Below are 19,031 nucleotides of genomic sequence, written 5' to 3' on the forward strand. Positions count from 1 at the left end.
CGGCGGTGAAAAGAGAGGCCTAGAGACCGAGCAGACGGAGCGCGTTGTCCCGGAACAACAGCGGTCGGACCTCGTCCTTGATCTCGAGCTTGTCGAGGTCGGCGAACCAGCGGTCAGGGGTGATCAACGGGAAGTCGGACCCGAAGAGCACCTTGTGGCGCAGCGGGCCGTTGAGCTGCTTGACCAGCTGGGGCGGGAAGTACTTCGGCGACCAGCCCGAGAGGTCGATGTGCACGTTGGCCTTGTGGGTGGCGATCGAGATCTGGACGTCGACCCACGGGACGGCGGGGTGCGCCATCACGATCTGGAGGTCCGGGAAGTCGGCGGCGACATCGTCGAGCAGCAGCGGGTCGGAGTGGCGCAGCCTGATCCCGCGTCCGCCCGGAAGGCCGGCACCGATCCCGGTCTGGCCGGTGTGGAACAGCGCGACCACATCGAGCTCTTGGAGGGTCGCCCACAGCGGACTGTGCTCAGGGGCGGCCGGCGAGAACGCCTGCAGCCCGGGATGGAACTTGAAGCCGCGTACGCCGTAGTCCTCGACGAGCCGGCGCGCCTGCTTCACGGCCGCCTCGCCCTTGCGAGGGTCGACCGAGCCGAACGGGATCAGCACGTCGGCGTGCTCGGTCGCCCGCTCGGCGATCTCCTCGCTCGACAGCGGCGGGTGGTCGAGACCGGTCGAGGCGTCGACGGTGAAGATCACCGCGGCCATGTCGCGCTCGCGGTAGTAGGCGGCGAGGTCGTCGACGGTCGGCGTGCGCGGGTGGTCGCCGCGGAAGTACGCCGCGGAAGCGTCCATCAGCTCCTGGTCGAGCGAGAAGTGGCCGTGATGGTCTGCCTCGACGTGGGTGTGCATGTCGAGGGCTCGGATCGAGGCTGTGTCGATGCGGGGCTCGTAGCGGGTCATCGGGTGGTTCCTTCCGGGGTGCCGTACAGCTCGCGCACCCGGGACTTCAGCAGCTTCCCGGAGGCGTTGTGCGGGATCTCGTCGACGAAGACGACGACCTTGGGGATCTTGTAGCGGGCGAGCCGGCCGCCGAGGTGCTCGAGCAGGTCGGACTCGGTGAGGGCGGTGCCGGGGCGGCGTACGACGACGGCGCGACCGACCTCGCCCCAGCGCTCGTCGGGGACGCCGATGACGGCGGCCTCGGCCACGCCGTGATGGGTGTAGATCGCCTGCTCGACCTCTGCCGGGTAGACGTTCTCGCCGCCGCTGATGAACATGTCCTTCACCCGGTCGACCACGTAGAGGAAGCCGTCGTCGTCGAGCATCGCGACATCACCCGTACGCAGCCAGGGTCCGTCGAAGGCAGCCTCCGTCGCCGCTTCGTTGCGCCAGTAGCCGGGAGTCACGTTGGGACCGCTGACGTGCACCTCACCGGTCTGGCCGGGAGCCGCCTCATCGTTGCCGGGCGCCACGACGCGTACGTCGGTGAAGAAGCAGGGAGTGCCGGCCGAGCCGAGCTTGTCGAGGCCGTCGCCGGCGCGCAGCATGGTGGTCCCCGGGGAGGCCTCGGTCAGGCCGTAGCCCTGGATGATGTGCAGGCCGCGGGACTGCCAGGTGTCGAGGAGCGTGCGCGGGATCGGCGCGCCGCCGCTCAGGGCCGAGCGGAGGCTGTCGAGGTCGGCGGTGGCCCAGGTCGGCTCCTGGGCGAGAGCCTGGTACATCGAGGTGACGCCGAAGAGCAGGGTGACCCGTTCACGCTCGATGGTGGCGATCGCCGAAGCCGGGTCGAAGCGGGCCGCGATGAGGGACGTACCACCCTTGAGGAAGGTCGGGAGCAGCACCTGGTTGAGCGCGGCGGTGTGGAACAGCGGAGCGGTGACCAGCGCGACCTCGTCGGAGCGCAGATCGACGTCGACGAGCAGGTTGAAGGCGTTCCAGGCGATGTTTCCGTGCGTCAGCATCACGCCCTTGGGGCGGCCGCTCGTGCCGGAGGTGTACTGGATCATGAAGACGTCGCCCAGGCCGACCTCGACGTCGATCCGCTCCCCCGCGACCTCGGCGACCTCGGCCAGCGTGTCGAGACCGCGGCCGCCGGACGCGGTGAACCGGTGGCTCGGCAGCCCGAGGGCCGCGACCGGCTCGGCGGCGACGGTCGCGTCGAAGTCGTCGGCGTGGACCAGGAGCACCGGCTCGGCGTCGGCGAGGATCCAGGCGAGCTCCGGCGGCGCCAGCCGGGTGTTGAGCGGCAGGAAGATCGCGCCCAGCCGCGCGGTGGCGAAGAGCGTCACCACGAGCTCGACGGAGTTCAGGCCCAGGAAGGCGACCCGGTCCCCGGCTGCGACGCCGCGGGCACGCAGGCCGTGGGCGAGCGCCTCGACGAGGCGGTCGACCTGGGCGTACGTTACCGCCGCGTCGTCCTGCACGAACGCCCGTGCGCCAGGGGTCATCCGGGCCCGGCGGGCGGGCCACGATCCGATGCCGCTGTCCAACATGTCGATCCTCGTTCCTCTCGTGGACTCAGCTCGTGGACTCAGCCGAGTCCGATATCTGCCTTGATCTCCAGCAGTCGCCGCAGCGCCTGGTCGCGGCGCTCGACGAGCTCCTCCGCCGAGGTCCCGTCGAGCTCCTCGTCGACGCCGTCGACCAGCTTCTCGACCAGAGCAGGCGTGAGCGCGGGATGACCCAGGTCGTCCCACCAGTCGACCATCGGCGGGCCGAGGTGCTCGAGCACGTGGCCGAGCCCGCCAGGACCGCCGGAGAGGTGCTGGGTCGCGAAGGGGCCGAGCAGCGACCAGCGCAGACCAGGGCCGTCGGAGATCGCGGTGTCGATGTCGGCGACCGAGACGATGCCCTGGTCGACGAGGTGGTAGGCCTCGCGCCACAGCGCCGCCTGGAGCCGGTTGGCGACGTGGCCGGGCACCTCGCGTCGGATGTGGATGGGACGTTTGCCCAGGTGGCGCAGGGTCTCCAGGGCAGCGTCGACGGCATCCGACGATGTCGCCGAGCCGCCCACGACCTCGACCAGCGGCACCAGGTGCGGCGGGTTGAACGGGTGGGCGACGAGCACCCGCTCCGGGTGGTGGGTGCAGGCGTCCTGGAAGGTGCTCGGCATCAGGCCCGAGGAGCTGCTGGTCAGGAGTACGTCGGGGGCGGCGGCCGCGTCGAGCGCGGCGAAGATCTCGCGCTTGACCTCCAGCCGCTCGGGCCCGCTCTCGAGCACCAGGTCGGCCTCACGCCCGACCTCGGCGAGGCTCTCGGCGAAGCGAAGCGTGCCTCGCGGCTCGACCAGCGGCGAGTTCGGGATCTGCGCCCGCAGCCGCTCCTCGGCACCCTCGGCCGGGTCCCAGGCGACCACGTCGAGCCCGTGCTCGAGCCCGAGCACCACCCAGCTGACCCCGATCGCGCCGGTGCCGACGACCCCGAGCGTACGAACCTTCTGGCCGCTCCTCATGAGCTGCTCCTTCGGCTCAGCGCGCCCGAGGTCGCCAGCGCGACGAACGGGTCCAGGGATGCCGGGTCGGCGAGCGCGTCCCGGCTGGCGACATCCTCGGGACGTACGCCCTGAAGGATGCGTTTGGCCGGCAGCTCGAGCTTCTTGCCGGTGAGGTTGCGCGGCACCGCGGGCACCTCGATCACCTCGTCAGGGATGTGCCGTGGGGAGAGCGCCGACCGCAGCGCGCCCACCAGGCGCGCCCGGAGCTGGTCGTCGAGGCGAGAGCCCTCGTCGGTGACGACGAAGAGCAGCAGCTCGCCGTTGCCTCCGTCGGGGTCCTCGAGGTGGACGACCAGCGAGTCGGCGACGCCGTCCACCTCCTCGGCGACGCGGTAGAACTCGGCGGTGCCGAGGCGTACGCCGCCGCGGTTGAGGGTCGCGTCGGAGCGACCCGCGACGTGGCAGCTGCCGTTGTCGTGGAAGAGGATCCAGTCACCGTGGCGCCACACGCCGGGATAGTGGTCGAAGTAGGCGCTCCGGTAGCGCGACCCGTCGTCATCGCCCCAGAAGCCGACCGGCATCGAGGGCATCGGCGAGGTGATCACCAGTTCACCGAGCTCGCCGGTGACCGGGCGGCCGGACTCGTCGAACGCGTGGGCGTCGACACCGAGGCAGCGACCGGAGATCTCGCCGGCGTAGACCGGGAGCAGCGGGTTGTTCTGAACGATGCCGGAGCAGACGTCGGTGCCGCCGCTGCCGACGTTGATCTGGGCGCCCGGGAGCTGCTCCCGAAGCCAGGCATAGCCCTCGGGCGGGAGTGGCGCTCCGGCCGAGCCGAGGACGCGAACCCGCAGCTCACCAAGGGTTCTGAGGTCGACGCCCTCCTTGCGGCAGGCCATCACGAACCCGGGGCTGGCACCCATCACGGTCGCTCCCGTCTCGGCCGCGAGCCGCCACTGCCAGGTGAGGTCGGGGTGCATCGGGTTGCCGTCGACCATGACGATCGAGGAGCGGACCAGCAGCGAGGAGACCAGGGCGTTCCACATCATCCAGGCGGTCGTGGAGAACCAGAGCATCCGGTCCTCGGGTCCCATGTCCCACGACAGCCCGTGGTTCTTGAGGTGCTCGAGCAGGACGCCGCCGTGGCCGTGGACGATCGCCTTCGGGCGACCCGTCGTGCCGGAGGAGAAGAGCACCACGAGCGGATGGTCGAAGGGCACCGGCTCGAAAGCGATCTCGGCGCCCTCCTCCGCGGCGAGAAGGGCGGTCCAGGAGAGCGCGTCGTCGACGCGATGCGGGCCGTACTCGACATCGATCACGTGGCGCACCGACGGCAGCTCGGCCCGGATCTCGGCCACCTGCTCGCGCCGGTCGATGTCCTTGGCGCCATAGCGGTAGCCGCCGGCGACCAGCAGCACGACCGGCTCGATCTGGGCGAAGCGGTCGATCACGCTGCGCGGACCGAACTCGCTCGCGCAGCTCGCCCAGGTCGCGCCCAGGCTGGCGGTGGCGAGGTAGGCGACCAGGGCTTCGGGGATGTTGGGGAGATAGCCGGCGACGCGGTCGCCGCGGCGTACGCCCAGCCTGATCAGCGCCGCCCGCGCCCGGGCCACCTGGTCGCGCAGGTCGCCGAAGGTCAGCTCGACGTCGTCACGGGTCTGCGAACGGCCGAGCACGGCGACCCGGTCGAGATCCTCGTCGGCGCCGAGCGCGTGCTCGGCATAGTTGAGCAGCGCGCCCGGAAACCAGCGCGCCCCCGGCATCTCTCGGGAGGTCAGGACGGCGTCGTACGCAGCATGGCTCCGCACCCCGAAGAACTCCCACACCGCCGACCAGAAGCCGTCGAGGTCGGTCACCGACCAGCGCCACAGCTCGTCGTGGTTGGTCATCTCCAGGCCGCGCTCGCGGGCGAGCCAGGCCAGGAACTCACCGACGCGGGAGGTGGAGAGCACGTCCGTCGGCGGCGTCCAGACGATGTCGCCCTGCTCGATCTGCTGCTGGGTCGCGCTCACTGGTCCGTCACCTTCTTGGCCCTGCCGTCGAGGAAGTCCTGCATCCGACCTTTGGCGTCGTCGGTCCCCTGCGCGATCGCGGCCATCAGCGACTCCATCAGGAAGCCGTCACGGGGGTTGGCCTCGGCGATGCGCGGCAGCGCCTGCACGACGGCGAAGTTGGTCTGCGGCGCGTTCTGGGCGATCCGGCCGGCCAGCTCGAGGGCGGTCTTGCGGCCGGTGCCGTCGGCGACCGCGTACTGGCTCAGGCCGAGTCCCAGCCCCTCCTGCGCGTCGTAGCGACGGCCGGTCAGCATCATGTCGGCCATCCGGGAGACCCCGATGAGCCGTGGGACGCGCACCGAGGCACCGCCGCCGACGAAGAGCCCGCGCTGCCCCTCGGGCAGAGCGTAGAAGGTGGACTCCTCCGCAACCCGGATGTGCGCGGCGGCGGCCAGTTCAAGGCCGCCTCCGACCACGGCGCCCTTCAGCGCCGCCACGACCGGGACGGGCCCGAACTCGATCTTCTCGAAGACCCGGTGCCACATCCGCGAGTGGGTGACTCCGGCGAGGGTGTCGCGCTCGGTCATCTCGGACAGGTCGAGCCCGGCGCAGAAGTGGTCGCCGTCCGCGTCGATGACGACGGCGCGTACGTCCGGCTCGAGGCCATCGAAGAACCGCTCGATCCCGAGCACCGCCTCATCGCTGAGCGCGTTCCGCTTCGCGGGACGGGCGAGGGTCAGCACCGCGATGTCGTCGACGCGCTCGGCGCGCAGGGCATCGGGCAACGCCGACCATGGGGAGGTTCCCAGCATCATGAACTCCTCTTGATTGACAGGAATCCTGATAATCGCAGAAGTAGGCGCCTCTCGCAAGCGCAGCGATGCTTGAATGACCGCATGACCGACGCACCCCTGCTGCTCTACGTCGTCAAGCAGCTCGAGCTCGCCACCCGAGCCCGCCTCGACGCCGTCCTGAAGGAATCAGGGGTCACCGCCCTGCAGTACACCGCCCTCTCGGTGCTCGAGCGCCGCCCCACGATGAGCGCCGCCGACCTGGCCCGCGCCTCGTTCGTACGCGCCCAGTCCGCCGCCGATCTCATCGGTGCCCTCGAGCGCCGCGGCCTCATCGAGCGCCGCACCGACCCCGACAACCGGCGCCGCATGCTGATCAGCCTCACCACCGAGGGCCGCACCTTGCTCGACACCTACGACCCGCGCGTCGAAGAGCTCGAGGAGCAGATGCTGGCCGAGCTCGGACCCGAGGACCGAGAGTCGTTCCGTACGTTCCTCGACACCGCCCGCCGGGCGCTGTCTTAGGGACCTTCGCTCACCATCTCCGACCCTACGGCCGCCCGGCGAGCTCAGGTGGCCGACGGGCGAGGAGCAGTGGTCGCACGGGTCGCGTGAAGGCTGCCGAGCATCGAGAGCGCATCGGCGCTGGAAGTGCCAGGGACGGCGGTCGCGACCGTGAGCTGCTGCCCGGGGGCATCGCGTACGTCGAAGGTCTGGTAGGTCAGCGCGATCCGGCCGACCTCAGGATGGTTGATCACCTTGTGGGTGACGGCGAGGCCGGCCACGGTCTGGTCGGCCCACAGAGTCGCGAAGTCCGGGGACGACGCGCGCAGCTGGTCGATCAGAGGCAGCAGGTCCGGGTGCGGTCGTGCGTACCCGACGCCGAGTCGGAGCGCGCTGACGCCGGCTCGCGCGACCTGCTCCCAGTCGTCGAAGTACTTACGAGCCCCGGGCTCGACGAACAGGAAGCGCATCGCACCACGCTCGAGCTGCTGAGGCCCGAGCAACTCCCGGGCCGTGGGGTTGGCGGCGATGATCCGGAAGACCGGATCGACGACGTACGCGGCTGCTTGAGGGAAGGCGTCGAGAAGCACGTTGAGCTCGGCGCTGACCTGTCCGCCGATGCCCTGGGAGCCGGGCGAGAGGCGGGCCAGGCGAAAGAGGTGGTCGCGGGCGTCGGCGCTGAGCAGGAGAGCGACCGAGAGGGTCTCCACCACGGATGCCGTCGGGGCCCGTTCACGGCCCTGCTCGAGCCGGGCGTAGTAGTCGGCGCTGACTCCGGCGAGCACCGCGACCTCTTCCCGGCGCAGGCCCGGCACCCGACGCACGCCGACATCGGGGAGGCCGACGTCCCCGGGACTGATCCTGGCGCGCTGGGCTCGGAGGAACTCACCGAGCGGGGTGGGAGCCGCAGCCATGGCCGCCACTCTAGTGTCCGGCGACCGGCGGATGCTCGGCCACGCAGAACGCGTTGCCCTCCGGGTCGGCCAGGGTGGTCCACTGGACATGCTCGTACTCCTCGAGCACGTCCCACAGGTGAGTGGCGCCACGATCGAGCAGCCGGTCGACCGTGGCGACACGGCTGCCCCACGGGACGGTCAGGTCCAGATGGGACGCGGCGCGGTCCGGCCGGGGTCCGGTCATGGGCTGGAAGAACATGGCGAAACCGCCATCGTGCGCCGCGGGCATGTAGACGTGGTCACCCGAGACCGCCGGCGTACCACCGGTGACCTCGGCCCAGAAGGCAGCGAGGGCCTGCGGGTCCTCGGCCTCCATGTTGATGGCTCCCAGGGTGACGGGCGGGATGGGCAGAGGATTCGTCATGGGTGCTCCGTAGTCACGTGTCGATGTGGCTTGGCTCAGGTGAGGTCGGCGGTGGCGTTGGCGATCCGCTCGCCGTCGAACGTCAGGTCGAAGGTCCCACCGGTCTGTCCCCCGGGGAAGTCGCCGGTGAAGTCGACCTCGACGTGCAGCAGTCCGCCGCGGGCCTCGGTGCCGAGCAGCCGGGTCCGGGTGTTGTAGCCGATGAAGTAGGACCGGAAGTACTCCGCGATCTCCCCGCGGCCGTTGAACTGCCGACCCACCGAGGGGTCGTCGAGCACAGCGTCCTCGTTGAAATGCGCCAGATAGCGCATCAGGTCGTGGCTGTCGGTGGCGGCGATCCAGTCCTCGACGACCGCGTGCTGCTCGGTGATGGTCATGGCGACCCCTTCCTTCGATCGGGCCTCGTGCCTGATGTGTCCGAGTCTGTGCGTCAGATCGAGGCGGCACCAGGGTGCAGCGCACCCTGGCTCGGCGTGCGGCCCCCCCGAGGTCGGCGTCATTCACCGACGACGGCGTGCTCGATGAGCACCTCTGCGGCCGCCCGGGCCTGCTCGTACGGGGCCGCGCTGCTGAGCACCGCTGCTCGGGCGCTGGCACCGTCGAAGAGGACCGACAGCTGACCGGCGAGTGCCTCCGGGTCCGAGGCGCCGGCCTGCCGAGCGATGTCGACGACCTGCTCGGCGAACCGACGCTTGTGGTCGGCGACGAACTCGCGGACCGGGTGAGTCGTGTCGGCGATCTCGACCGCCGTGTTGCTGAAGAGACAGCCACGAAGAGGGAACCCGGGCGCCGGCGCGGCGAAGAGCGCCAGGAGCCGCTCCCGAGGTGTGAGGTCCGTACGCTTGAGGGCCAGCTCGTTGCCCAGCACCTCTTCATCCTGGAACCGACGCAGGCAAGCCTCGATCAGCTCGTCCTTCGTCGCGAACTGCTGGTAGAGAGTCCGCTTCGACACATGAGCCGACGCGGCCAGCTCTGCCATACCGGTGGCGTTCACGCCCTGGCCGTAGAACAGCTCCTCGGCTGCGGCCAAGATCCTCTCGCGCGCGCCCCGGCCGCCCTCGCGCACCGTCGGTGTGTTCTCCATCCCCCGATGGTACCGATCGGTTTACTTCACCGCCACCTGCTGCTAGCGTCGCTGGTAAGACGATCGGTTTACCAGCGAGGAAAGCATCTGATGCGCTACACCAGCTTTGGTCGACAGGCCGGCCTACGGGTCTCCGAGTACGCCCTGGGAACGGGCAACTTCGGCACCGAATGGTCCAGCGGGACCCCTGCCCCTGAGGCGAGGGCGATCTTCGACCGATACGCCGACGCCGGAGGCACATTCCTCGACACCGCCGCGATGTACCAGGGCGGACAGTCCGAGGTCATGCTCGGCGATCTTCTCACCACGACTCGCGACCACTTCGTGCTCTCGTCGAAGTACGGGCTCGGCAATCCCGAGGCCCCCGATCGCGCCAACCACGGCACCACCCGGAAGGCGATGATCTCCTCGGTCGAAGCCAGCCTCAAGCGACTCAAGACCGACTATCTGGACATGTTCTGGGTCCACTTCCCCGACCAGTACACGCCGATCGAGGAGATCCTGCGCGGGCTGGACGACCTGGTCCGGAGCGGGAAGATCCATCACGGCGCCCTGTCGAACTACCCGGCCTGGAAGGTCTCGCTGGCCGTCAGCCAGGCGGACCTGCGCGGCTGGTCACCCATCGTCGGCGTACAGATGGAATACAGCCTGGCCGAGCGCAGCGCCGAGCGGGAGCTGCTGCCGATGGCAGAGTCGCTCGGACTCGCCGCGAACCTGTGGTCACCTCTGGCCGGCGGGTTGCTGACCGGCAAGTACCGCACGAGCGGCGAGGGACGCATGACCGATCCGGCCCGCATCAGTCCCACCGAGTCGACCGACCAGCGGACCGCGGTCATCGACGCGGTGCTGGCCGTCGCAGCCGAGACCGGTCGGAGCGCCGCCCAGGTCTCGATGGCGTGGCTCCGCGCACGCGGTGACCGCTCGACCACAGCTCTGGTCCCCATCATCGGGCCGCGGACGATGGACCAGCTCACTGACTACCTCGGCGCGCTGGACCTAGACCTGACCCCGGAGCAGTACGCGCGCCTCACCGACGTGAGCGCACCGAGCATGGGCGTACCGCACGAGATCAATACCACGATCCAGGCACCGATGCTCGGCGACGACCCCCACCGATTCATCCTGCCGACCACGCCCGTGGCCTGACGGCGAGGCCCCACCGCCGCCTTGGGCGGGCGGTGGGGCGAGAGGGGTGGCGGGCTCAGCCGAGCGCGATCGCGATCTCGTTCGGCTGCTCGGAGAGCTCGACGGAGGCGGTGACCTCACCGGAGGTGAGGTCGACGGCGTGCACGGTGTTGCTGGCCGGCTCGGTGACGTACGCGATGTCACCGCTCACCTTGATCGCCGGGTGCGGGTCCTGCCACTCCGCCGGTCCCTCCCAGGGCTTCACGACCGGGAACTCGTCGGTGATCTTGCCGGTCGCGGGGTCCAGGACGTGGATCGAGCCGTCCGTGGCGAGGATGTAGGCCAGGTCCTCCGGTCCGCGCGCCACGTCGCGGAAGGTGTACTCGACACCCTCGGGAAGCGCCATCGGCTTGAAGGTGCTCTTCTCGGTGTCGACCAGGGCGACGCTGTCGAGCAGGTAGCCCTCGGCGTCGGGGTCGGTGTTGTAGTCGCCGACGATGATGGGGCTGGTCTCGGAGACGTACGCGTTGCCCATCCGGCCGAACTCGTCGGGCGCCTGGAGCTTCTCGAACGCACCGTCGCGGTAGAGCAGGGCGCCGTCCTCGCAGCCGAAGACCACCGCCTCGTCGGCCGCGGTGCCCTCGCCGTGGATGCCGGGGCACGTGTCGTTGGTGGCGGCCTCCTTGAAGCGATGTCCTGAGCTTGTCGAAGGGTCGTCGCCGTCGGCCTCGAGGGCGATCGCTCCCGAGCGGCTCTCCTCGGTCCCGACCGTGGTCAGCAGGGTGCCGTCCTCGAGCACGATCGAGACGCCGTGGTGGGCCTCGGGCGCCGTCCAGGTCGTCGTCTCCGGGAGCTTACCCGCGTCGCCGAGCGCGTCGGTCTCGAAGATCGTCGTCTCGCCGCTGCCGTCGGCGTAGAGGACCGTCTTGTCGCCGTGGTGGACGACGTGGCCACCGGCGTCGGCCTCGAAGACGAGGTCGGTCAGCTCGGGGCTCTTGGTGTCGAGCACCTGGAAGCCCTTGCTGGTGGTCACCATGAGGTTGCGACCGTCACCGACCGAGTTGAGGCGTACGAACTCCTCGGTCTCGAACTCGTCGACGACCTCGAGGGTCTCACCGTCCAGGACGGCGATCCCGTTGGCGTAGGAGACGGCGAGGCGGTTGCCGGCGTCTGCCGACTTCTGGTTCTTGGACTCGTCGCCTTCGGCGGTGGATCCGCACGCCGAGAGGGCCAGCGATACGCCGGCCACCGCCGCGACGGCCCGGAGGGCACGCTTCTGTGGGGTCTGCATGGTGCGCCTTTCAATCGGTGGGCTCGGAGAGCCCGCTGGTGATGCGCTCGGTGTTGGCGCGCATCATGGTCAGGTAGGTTTCGGCGCCCCGGCCCTTCTCGGTCAGGGACTCCGTGAACAGCTCGCTGACGCCGACGTCGACGCCCGCCTCGTCGGCGAGCACCTGGATGAGGCGGTCCGGCTGCGAGGACTCGGCGAAGATCGTCGGCACACCGGCCTGCTCGATCGCCTCGGTCAGGTCGCGCAGGTCCGCGGCGCTGGGCGCGGCCAGGGTCGTCCCACCGGGGATGATCGCGCCGACGACCCGGAACCCGAACCGTTCGGCCAGGTAGCCGAACACGTGGTGGTTGGTGACCAGGCTGCGGTGCTGCTCCGGGATGCTCGCGAAGGAGTCGGTCATCTCTTGGTCGAGCTCCTCGAGCTCGGTGCGGTACGCAGCCGCCGCCTGCTCCACCGCCCGGTCGTCGACGCCGTCGACGTCCTTCGCCACCGCTTCGAGGCCGTCGACGACCTCGCGCATCCGCGCCGGGTCGGTCCAGAAGTGCGGGTCCGGCGTGCCCGCGGAGTCCCCCTCGGCATAGTCGAGGACGTCGATCTGCTCACCCGCGACGTACGTCTCGACGCCGGCCTCGGCCGCCTTGTCGAGGTGGCGCTGGAGGCCCTCCTCGAGGCCGAGCCCGTTGGAGACGAGCAGGTCGGCATCGCGCATCATCGCGGCCTCCCGTGCCGAGATCTCGAAGGAGTGCGGGTCGGCATTGGGGCGCATCAGCGTGGTGACCCGGGCCGTGTCGCCGACCGTCTTGGTGACGACGTCGCCGAGGATGTTGGTGGTCACCACGATGTGCGGGCGGTCGTCGCCGTCGGCTGCGCCGACGCAGCCGGTGAGTGTCATCGCGGCGGCCGCGACCGCGGCCCCGAGCAGGCGCCTCATCGGCCGGTCTCCGTGAAGAACACCGGGGCGGTGGGCGTCTCGAGTGTCCGGGCGACCCGTGCGGAGTCGGCGTAGTCGATCTCGTGGACGCCCCCCTTCTCCGGCACGTTGAGGTAGGCCCGCTCCTGGTCGACGACCAGGTCGACTCCCGCGGCGGCCTCGCTCAGGTCCACGAGGGGCTCGGTCGCGGCGAGCTGCTTGCCGTCCTCAGCAGAGAAGACGCGGACACGGCCGGTCGTGTCGAGGGCGAGCACGTGCCCCTCCTCGTCGTCGACGGCGACCACCTGGCGCAGCGGTACGCCGGCGTCGAGGTGGCTCCAGGTCCGCTCACGGGTGTCGAGGAGCCAGATCCCGGTCGTCCCGGACAGTGCGGCGACCGTCGGGCGGCTCTTTCGCCCCTCGAACGTCGTCGCCCGCGGCGCCGTCGTGCCCTTCGGATAGTCGATCCGCTCGAAGCGGGGCTCCCCGTCGGCCTCGGTGGCCAGCACCGCACCGTCGGCACAGCCGACGACGACGCCGACCTTGGTGGTGATCGTGCCGCTCGCCTGGGCGCAGGGGATCTGCTCTCCGACCGCACTGCCGTCGGCGTCGTGATACGTCAGCCCGGTGACCTCGCCGCCGTCGGCGACCGTCACCAGGGCGCCGTCGCCGAACGGCGCGACCAGCCCCGCATGAGGCTCGGCGTCAAGCCGGAACCGCTCGCGCACCTCGCCGTCGGCGAGGGCCTCGTTGTCCAGCAGGACCGCCTCTCCGCTGCCCGCGAAGAACACCCCCGTCGCGCCGGCCGTCGACAGCGGACCGGTCGCCACCGTCACGTCACCGTCGCCGTCGCCCTCGACCGTGCCGAGAAGCGCCGGCTCGCCCCGGTAGTAGTGGAAGTGGTCGCCGTGGTCCCAGGTCCACACGCCGCTGTCGACGATCTCCACGCCGTCCGCGGTGGTCGCGAAGAGGTAGCGGCCGTCGCTGTCGACCGCGCTCGGAACGCCGACGGTTCCGACCTTCGCGGAGCTCCCCTCGATCAGGTCGAGCTGGGCGACCGCACCGCCGGCGTCGATCGTGGTCAGGTGCAGCTGGGGTTCGGCGACCTCCTGCGCGCCCTCGACGGCGCCATGGTCCTTCCCCGAGCCGGCGCTCGCGTCATCGGCCCGAGGAGCGGGGGAGCCGCCGCACCCCGTGGTGGCGGCCAGCGTCAGCCCTGTGACGACGCCGGCGAGTGTCCTGCGGTGCATGTGGTCCTTTCGGAGGTGGGGGACAGACGGCGAAGGAGACCGAGGCCGCTGCGGAGCAGCCCGGAGGCGACCGCGGTGAGGATCGCCGCGCAGGCGATCGACGCCCCGGCGGCGGTCTCCGCGTACCAGGAGGCGGTCAGGCCGATGAAGACCGCGACTGCGCCGATCGCGGCGGCGCAGGCCATGGTCGTGGGGATCCTCGTGGTCCACTGGCCGGCAGCCACGGCCGGCGCGAGGAGCAGCGCGATCACGAGCAGCGAGCCGACCGCCTGGTAGGAAGCGACCACGGCGAGGGTCACCAGACCGACGAGCATCACCTGCGCCAGCTGCGGATGCAGGCCCAACGTACGGGCGATCCGGGGGTCGAAGGCCGAGGCGACGAACGACCGGTGGAAGCCCGCGGCGATGGCGAGAGTGATGGCAAGGGCGACGGCGAGGCCGGCGACGTCGGCGGTGCCGATGGCGAGTACGTCGCCGAACAGCATCGCCGTCGCGTCCGTGGCGAAGCTGCGCGAGTGGGAGACGATGATGACGCCGAGCGAGAGCATCGCCACGAACAGCAGCCCGATGCTGGTGTCGTAGGTCAGCCGGCCGCGGCGCTGGAGCGCTCCGATGGTCGCGCTCATGACGATCGCGCTCACGGCGCCACCGAGCATGACGGGTGCGCCGAGGACCGTCGCGAGGGCGACGCCGGGGAGCATCCCGTGCCCGATCGCCTCCCCGAGGAACGCCATCCCGCGGATCACGACCCAGGTGCCGACGACTCCACAGATCGCCGCGACCAGCACTCCGCCGGCCAGCGCCTGCAGCATGAAGTCGGTCCGGAAGGGCTCGATGATCGGTGACACGAACCGGGACTCTAACGCTTAATGAGAATGGTTACCAATTGCTATAGTGCTGCATGTGCTCCCCCTCGACAAGACCGACTCCCCACACCTCTCCGCCCGCGGCCTCTGTTTCGGCTACGACGGCCACGACGTGCTCCACGACGTCAGCGCACGCTTCTCGCCTGGCTCGGTCACCGCCGTCACCGGGCCGAACGGGTCGGGAAAGTCGACCTTCGTCGAGCTGCTCGCCGGGGTGCGGAGCCCGCGACGGGGCGTGATCGACCGCGACGGACGGCTCGCGTTGGTCGTGCAACGACCCTCGACGCCCGACGCCCTACCGGTGACCGTCCACGACGTCGTTGCGATCGGGACCTGGGGCCGCACCCGGGGTCACCTGGGCAGCAGGCGCGCCGACCGGCGGAGCGCGGTCGCGGAGGTGATCGACCGGGTCGGCCTGACCGGCCTCGAGCAGCGTACGTTCGGAGAGCTCTCCGGCGGGCAGCGCCAGCGCGCGCTGCTGGCTCAGGGCATCGTCCAGGACACCGAGATCCTGCTCCTCGACGAGCCTGCCGCGGGGCTCGATGCCGCCAGCCGGCAGCGCACCCGCGAGATCCTCGCCGAGGAGGCCGCCCGGGGCACCACGATCGTCTGCGTCAGCCACGACGAGGAGAGCATCGCCGCCGCGGACGACGTCATCCGGCTCGAGGACGGTCGCGTCGTCGGCTGGTGAACGTGGCCCGCCGAGGCCGGGCTGGGTCAGGCGGGAAGCGCTCGCTCGATGATCGCGCCGAGATCCCCGCGTGGCGACAGCGTCCCGAAGGCTCCACCCCAGTCCCGGCCGAGACGCGAGGCACAGAACGCGTCGGCGACGGGAGCAGGTGCGTGCCGGACGAGCTGGGAGCCCTGGAAGACCAGAGCCATCTGCTCCACGATCCGTCGCGCCCGGAGCTCGAGGTCGTCGAAGGAGGCGAACTCCTTCTTCAACCGGTCCAGCGCGGCGTCGTAGCGGGCGTCGGCACCGGAGGCGAGCTCCGCCTCGGCCATGAACGCGTTAAGGGTGTGCGGCTCCTTCGCCAGCGCTCGCAGCGCGTCCAGCGCCGCGACGTTGCCCGACCCCTCCCAGATCGAGAGGAGCGGCATCTCGCGATAGATGCGCGCGACGTCGAAGTCCTCGATGTAGCCGTTGCCACCCAGGCACTCCAGGGCCTCGTTGACCATGAAGGGCGCCCGCTTGCAGACGTAGTACTTCGTGACCGCCAGCGCGATCCGGCGCAGGGAGGCCTCGGCCTCGTCCCCGCGGATGGCCCGGTCGTTGGCGCCCGCGAGCCGCAGCATCGCGGTCGTCGCCGCCTCGGACTCGACCTGCAGGTCAGCCAGTACGTTGCGCATCGCCGACTGGTCGACCAGCAGCTTGCCGAACGCCGAGCGATGCTGGGCGTGGTGCGTCGCCATGGTCAGCGCGGTGCGCATGCCTGCCGAGGAGCCGATCACGCAGTCGAGGCGGGTCATGTTGACCATCTCGACGATCGTGCGCACCCCGCGGCCCTCTTCGCCGACGAGCCAGCCGGTCGCCGCGTCGTACTCGATCTCGGAGGAGGCGTTCGACCTGTTGCCCAGCTTGTCCTTCAGGCGCATGAAGCGCATAGCGTTGCTCTCGCCGCCGGGCAGGACGCGCGGCACGAGGAAGCAGGAGACCCCGGCGGACGTCTGGGCGAGGGTGAGGAACAGGTCGCTCATCGGCGCGCTGGTGAACCACTTGTGCCCACGAAGGACGTACGTCCCGTCGGTCTGCGGGGTCGCGGTCGTCGTGTTCGCGCGGACATCGGATCCGCCCTGCTTCTCGGTCATGGACATGCCGGCGATCAGGCCGCGCTTGGTCTCGGGGTCACGCAGACCGAAGTCGTACTCCCGATTGGTGAGCAGCGGCTCGAACCTCGCGGCGAGCTCGGGATTGGTCCGCAGCGCCGGGACCACCGCGTAGGTCATCGAGATCGGGCAGCCGTGGCCGGCATCGACGTTCCAGGCGAAGAACTTCGCCGCCCGCGCGACGTGGGCACCGGGCCGGCCGTCGGCCCAGGGGGTAGCGTGCAGGCCGTTCTCCACCGCGGTGGTCATCAGCTGGTGGTACGCCGGGACGTACTCGACCTCGTCGACGCGATGTCCGTAGCGATCATGGGTGTGCAGACGCGGCGGGACCCGCTCGGCGAGGCGGCCCCAATCCTGCGCCTCGGCGGTCCCGGCGAGGCGGCCCACCTCGTCGATCTCGGGGAGCGCCCACGCGGCACCCTCTCGCTCGACGCCTTCGCACAGGACCGGGTCACCGGCGGTGTTGTGGCCCACCAGCGGCGGGGCCTGGTTGCTGACCACATGGGTGGAGTGGGCTTCGTGCGTGCTGGTCATGGCGCCACCTCTGTGTCGGCTGCAGGTCGTCGATCCTTCTCGATGTTACAGATACGACGACAGTCGTGTCCATCCTTGTTGCACACCGGTGGTCGAGCTTGTCGAGACCTCGGCCGCTGCTGAGAAGATGAACAGGTGGCTACCGCGCGCGACGAACTGGCTCCGCTCTCCGCCCGCTCGGCGATGCTGAGCCTGATGCTCGGCGCCCACCCGAACCCGCTGACTCCGGCCGATCTCGCCCGCGCAGGCCAGTTCCTCGGCATCGCGCCGGCGACCGTACGCGTCGCGGTCACCCGCGCCGTCGGCGACGGCGACCTGCGGCGTACCGACGCCGGCTACCGGCTCGGCGAGCGGCTGATCCAGCGGCAGGCGCATCAGGACGAAGCGGTGCACACGGCAGACAAGCCGTGGGACGGCACCTGGGAGATGGCCGTCGTCGTCGCCACCGGCCGACCGGGGCCTGAGCGCGCCGTTCTGCGCGATGCGCTGAAGGCGCACCGGCTCGCCGAGCTCCGCGAAGGGGTCTGGACCCGGCCCGCCAACCTGCAGCGCCCTCGTTTCACCGATCCGGTGCTCCAGGCGTTCACGGCCACCCCGGAGCAGGACTCCGGCGACCTCGCCGCCTCGTTGTGGGATCTCGCCGACTGGGCACGCGAAGGCGAGCGCCTGCTCGAACGCCTGTCAACGACCCCCGAGCCCGCCCTTCGGCTCGCCACCGCCGCCGCGATCGTGCGCCACCTCAGCGCCGACCCGCTCCTCCCCGTCGAGCTCCGCCCTTCCGACTGGCCCGCGGCGGAGCTGCGCGAGACCTACAGCGCCTATCAGCGCGAGCTGAGCGAACTCGCCGCATTGCCCCAGTGAACGACTCGCATCGCTTTGAACTCGCCGGGGAGGGGGCTGGCGTGATTCGCGCTCGGCCGAGATCATGCAGCCTCAACGTCATATCAAGGAGATCAGCATGGACCTGATGGAAGTCACCGAACGGGCGAGGCTGCGTCGCGAGGAAGCGGCGGCTCGCCTGCGTGCCCTGGCCGACGCGCTCGCCAGCAACAACGAGGTCGAGTTCGAACGAGGAGGGCTGCGCTTCAAGGTGCACGTCCCCGACGAGGTCGACTTCAAGCTGGAGATCGAGATCGGGGACGACGAGCGCGAGATCGAGATCGAGTTGAAGTGGTGACAGGAGCTCAGTAGTACCAGGGGTAGGGCGACCAGTCGGGCTCGCGCTTCTCCAGGAACTGATCGCGACCCTCCTGGGCCTCGTCGGTCATGTAGGCCAACCTGGTGGTCTCGCCGGCGAACATCTGCTGGCCGACGAGGCCGTCGTCGAGGAGGTTGAAGGAGTACTTCAGCATCCGCTGGGCGGTGGGTGACTTGCCGTTGATCTTGCGGCCCCACTCGAGCGCGACGTCCTCGAGCTCGGCGTGGGGGACGGCGCGGTTGACGGTGCCCATGCGGACGCCGTCCTCGGCCGAGTACTCCTCGGCGAGGAAGAAGATCTCGCGGGCGAACTTCTGGCCGACCTGGCGGGCGAGATAGGCACTCCCGTAGCCGCCGTCGAACGAGCCGACGTCGGCGTCGGTCTGCTTGAAGCGCCCGTGCTCGGCGCTCGCCAGGGTCAGGTCGCACACCACGTGGAGGGAGTGGCCGCCGCCGGCGGTCCAGCCGGGGACGACGCAGACGACGACCTTGGGCATGAAGCGGATCAGTCGCTGGCACTCGAGGATGTGCAGGCGCGCCATCTTGGCCTTGTCGATCGGAGTCGGTTCCTCCGCGCCGGTCCGGTCGGCGGCGTACGCGGACTGGCCGGTGGTCGAGCTTGTCGAGACCTCGTACTGGTAGCCGGCCTTGCCGCGGATGCGCTGGTCGCCACCGGTGCAGAAGGAGTGCTTGCCGTTCTTGACCGAGGGGCCGTTGCCGGTGAGCAGGACGCAACCGACGTCGGCGGAGATCCGGGCGTGCTCGAGCACGCGGAGGAGCTCGTCGACGGTGTGCGGGCGGAAGGCGTTGAGTACGTCGGGGCGGTCGAAGGCGATGCGTACGGTGCCGTGCTCCTTGGCCCGGTGGTAGGTCAGGTCGGTCAGATCCTCGAAGCCCGGGACCTCGTCCCAGCGGCTCGGGTCGAACGTGTCGGAGACTCCTTCGATGGCACTCATGCGAC

At 70.2% G+C, this 19,031-nt stretch carries 20 protein-coding genes; 5 read left to right on the forward strand and 15 right to left on the reverse strand.

Annotation, left to right across the window (positions count from 1 at the left end):
* Window positions 1–19: 19 nt before the first annotated feature.
* The 5 genes from couO to BJ988_RS22465 are packed head-to-tail and all read right to left on the reverse strand — an operon-like array spanning window position 20 to window position 6,183.
* Window positions 20–904 (reverse strand): 4-hydroxyphenyl-beta-ketoacyl-CoA hydrolase, encoded by an 885-nt coding sequence (gene couO, locus BJ988_RS22445; RefSeq protein WP_179660104.1) that lies wholly within the window; start codon window positions 902–904, stop codon window positions 20–22.
* A complete protein-coding gene (locus tag BJ988_RS22450) occupies window positions 901–2,436 on the reverse strand; it encodes an acyl-CoA synthetase (protein ID WP_179660105.1) in 1,536 nt (511 codons plus the stop codon). Before BJ988_RS22450 ends, couO begins: the two co-directional genes overlap by 4 nt.
* 38 nt (window positions 2,437–2,474) lie before the next feature.
* Window positions 2,475–3,395: a 3-hydroxyacyl-CoA dehydrogenase NAD-binding domain-containing protein gene (locus BJ988_RS22455; protein WP_179660106.1), complete on the reverse strand. Its 921-nt coding sequence runs from the start codon at window positions 3,393–3,395 to the stop codon at window positions 2,475–2,477.
* Window positions 3,392–5,389 (reverse strand): acetoacetate--CoA ligase, encoded by a 1,998-nt coding sequence (locus tag BJ988_RS22460; RefSeq protein WP_343051740.1) that lies wholly within the window; start codon window positions 5,387–5,389, stop codon window positions 3,392–3,394. The genes BJ988_RS22455 and BJ988_RS22460 overlap by 4 nt, the downstream gene beginning before the upstream one ends.
* A complete protein-coding gene (locus BJ988_RS22465; protein WP_179660107.1) occupies window positions 5,386–6,183 on the reverse strand; it encodes a crotonase/enoyl-CoA hydratase family protein in 798 nt (265 codons plus the stop codon). The genes BJ988_RS22460 and BJ988_RS22465 overlap by 4 nt, the downstream gene beginning before the upstream one ends.
* Window positions 6,184–6,267: 84 nt before the next feature.
* On the opposite strand from BJ988_RS22465, the gene BJ988_RS22470 reads away from it, so the two are divergent.
* Complete coding sequence (locus BJ988_RS22470) at window positions 6,268–6,687, forward strand: MarR family winged helix-turn-helix transcriptional regulator (RefSeq protein ID WP_179660108.1); 420 nt, start codon at window positions 6,268–6,270, stop codon at window positions 6,685–6,687.
* A 44-nt stretch (window positions 6,688–6,731) separates the two neighbouring features.
* On the opposite strand, the gene BJ988_RS22475 is transcribed toward BJ988_RS22470, so the two are convergent.
* The 4 genes from BJ988_RS22475 to BJ988_RS22490 all read right to left on the reverse strand — a co-directional run bounded on the left by BJ988_RS22475 (window position 6,732) and on the right by BJ988_RS22490 (window position 9,070).
* The gene (locus BJ988_RS22475) at window positions 6,732–7,580 is read right to left on the reverse strand and encodes a helix-turn-helix transcriptional regulator (protein ID WP_179660109.1); all 849 of its coding nucleotides are present in this window, start codon (window positions 7,578–7,580) and stop codon (window positions 6,732–6,734) included.
* Between the two features lie 10 nt (window positions 7,581–7,590).
* Entirely contained in the window at window positions 7,591–7,986 is a 396-nt protein-coding gene (locus tag BJ988_RS22480) for a VOC family protein (RefSeq protein ID WP_179660110.1), read from the reverse strand.
* Between the two features lie 35 nt (window positions 7,987–8,021).
* Window positions 8,022–8,363 carry a nuclear transport factor 2 family protein gene (locus BJ988_RS22485; RefSeq protein WP_179660111.1) on the reverse strand — a complete coding sequence of 114 codons (342 nt, stop codon included), beginning with the start codon at window positions 8,361–8,363 and terminating at the stop codon, window positions 8,022–8,024.
* Window positions 8,364–8,482: 119 nt separating this feature from the next.
* The gene (locus tag BJ988_RS22490) at window positions 8,483–9,070 is read right to left on the reverse strand and encodes a TetR/AcrR family transcriptional regulator (protein ID WP_179660112.1); all 588 of its coding nucleotides are present in this window, start codon (window positions 9,068–9,070) and stop codon (window positions 8,483–8,485) included.
* A gap of 90 nt (window positions 9,071–9,160) precedes the next feature.
* Here BJ988_RS22490 and BJ988_RS22495 point away from each other — a divergent pair, with 90 nt between their 5' ends.
* A complete protein-coding gene (locus tag BJ988_RS22495; RefSeq protein ID WP_179660113.1) occupies window positions 9,161–10,216 on the forward strand; it encodes an aldo/keto reductase in 1,056 nt (351 codons plus the stop codon).
* 55 nt (window positions 10,217–10,271) lie between these two features.
* Here the strand turns inward: BJ988_RS22495 and aztD are convergent, their stop codons facing one another.
* Genes aztD through aztB form a run of 4 tightly spaced genes read right to left on the reverse strand, consistent with a single transcriptional unit; the run spans window position 10,272 to window position 14,494 of the window.
* Entirely contained in the window at window positions 10,272–11,486 is a 1,215-nt protein-coding gene (gene aztD, locus BJ988_RS22500) for a zinc metallochaperone AztD (protein WP_179660114.1), read from the reverse strand.
* 10 nt (window positions 11,487–11,496) lie between these two features.
* A complete protein-coding gene (aztC, locus tag BJ988_RS22505; protein WP_179660115.1) occupies window positions 11,497–12,417 on the reverse strand; it encodes a zinc ABC transporter substrate-binding protein AztC in 921 nt (306 codons plus the stop codon).
* Complete coding sequence (locus BJ988_RS22510) at window positions 12,414–13,646, reverse strand: ABC transporter (RefSeq protein WP_179660116.1); 1,233 nt, start codon at window positions 13,644–13,646, stop codon at window positions 12,414–12,416. Before BJ988_RS22510 ends, aztC begins: the two co-directional genes overlap by 4 nt.
* Window positions 13,607–14,494: a zinc ABC transporter permease AztB gene (gene aztB, locus BJ988_RS22515; protein ID WP_179660117.1), complete on the reverse strand. Its 888-nt coding sequence runs from the start codon at window positions 14,492–14,494 to the stop codon at window positions 13,607–13,609. Before aztB ends, BJ988_RS22510 begins: the two co-directional genes overlap by 40 nt.
* A 55-nt stretch (window positions 14,495–14,549) precedes the next feature.
* Here aztB and aztA point away from each other — a divergent pair, with 55 nt between their 5' ends.
* Entirely contained in the window at window positions 14,550–15,203 is a 654-nt protein-coding gene (gene aztA / locus BJ988_RS22520) for a zinc ABC transporter ATP-binding protein AztA (protein WP_218861051.1), read from the forward strand.
* 26 nt (window positions 15,204–15,229) lie between these two features.
* On the opposite strand, the gene BJ988_RS22525 is transcribed toward aztA, so the two are convergent.
* Window positions 15,230–16,873, reverse strand: a complete 1,644-nt coding sequence (locus BJ988_RS22525) for an acyl-CoA dehydrogenase family protein (RefSeq protein WP_179660118.1) — start codon at window positions 16,871–16,873, stop codon at window positions 15,230–15,232.
* A 135-nt stretch (window positions 16,874–17,008) separates the two neighbouring features.
* On the opposite strand from BJ988_RS22525, the gene BJ988_RS22530 reads away from it, so the two are divergent.
* Window positions 17,009–17,734, forward strand: coding sequence for a PaaX family transcriptional regulator C-terminal domain-containing protein (locus tag BJ988_RS22530; protein WP_343051741.1), 726 nt, complete (start codon window positions 17,009–17,011; stop codon window positions 17,732–17,734).
* 97 nt (window positions 17,735–17,831) lie between these two features.
* The gene (locus BJ988_RS22535) at window positions 17,832–18,050 is read left to right on the forward strand and encodes an amphi-Trp domain-containing protein (protein WP_179660119.1); all 219 of its coding nucleotides are present in this window, start codon (window positions 17,832–17,834) and stop codon (window positions 18,048–18,050) included.
* Window positions 18,051–18,057: 7 nt separating this feature from the next.
* Here BJ988_RS22535 and BJ988_RS22540 read toward each other — a convergent pair whose 3' ends face one another.
* Entirely contained in the window at window positions 18,058–19,026 is a 969-nt protein-coding gene (locus BJ988_RS22540) for a 1,4-dihydroxy-2-naphthoyl-CoA synthase (protein WP_179660120.1), read from the reverse strand.
* Between the last annotated feature and the right edge of the window lie 5 nt (window positions 19,027–19,031).

It is taken from the genome of Nocardioides panzhihuensis (assembly GCF_013408335.1).
Taxonomy (GTDB): Bacteria; Actinomycetota; Actinomycetes; order Propionibacteriales; family Nocardioidaceae; genus Nocardioides; species Nocardioides panzhihuensis.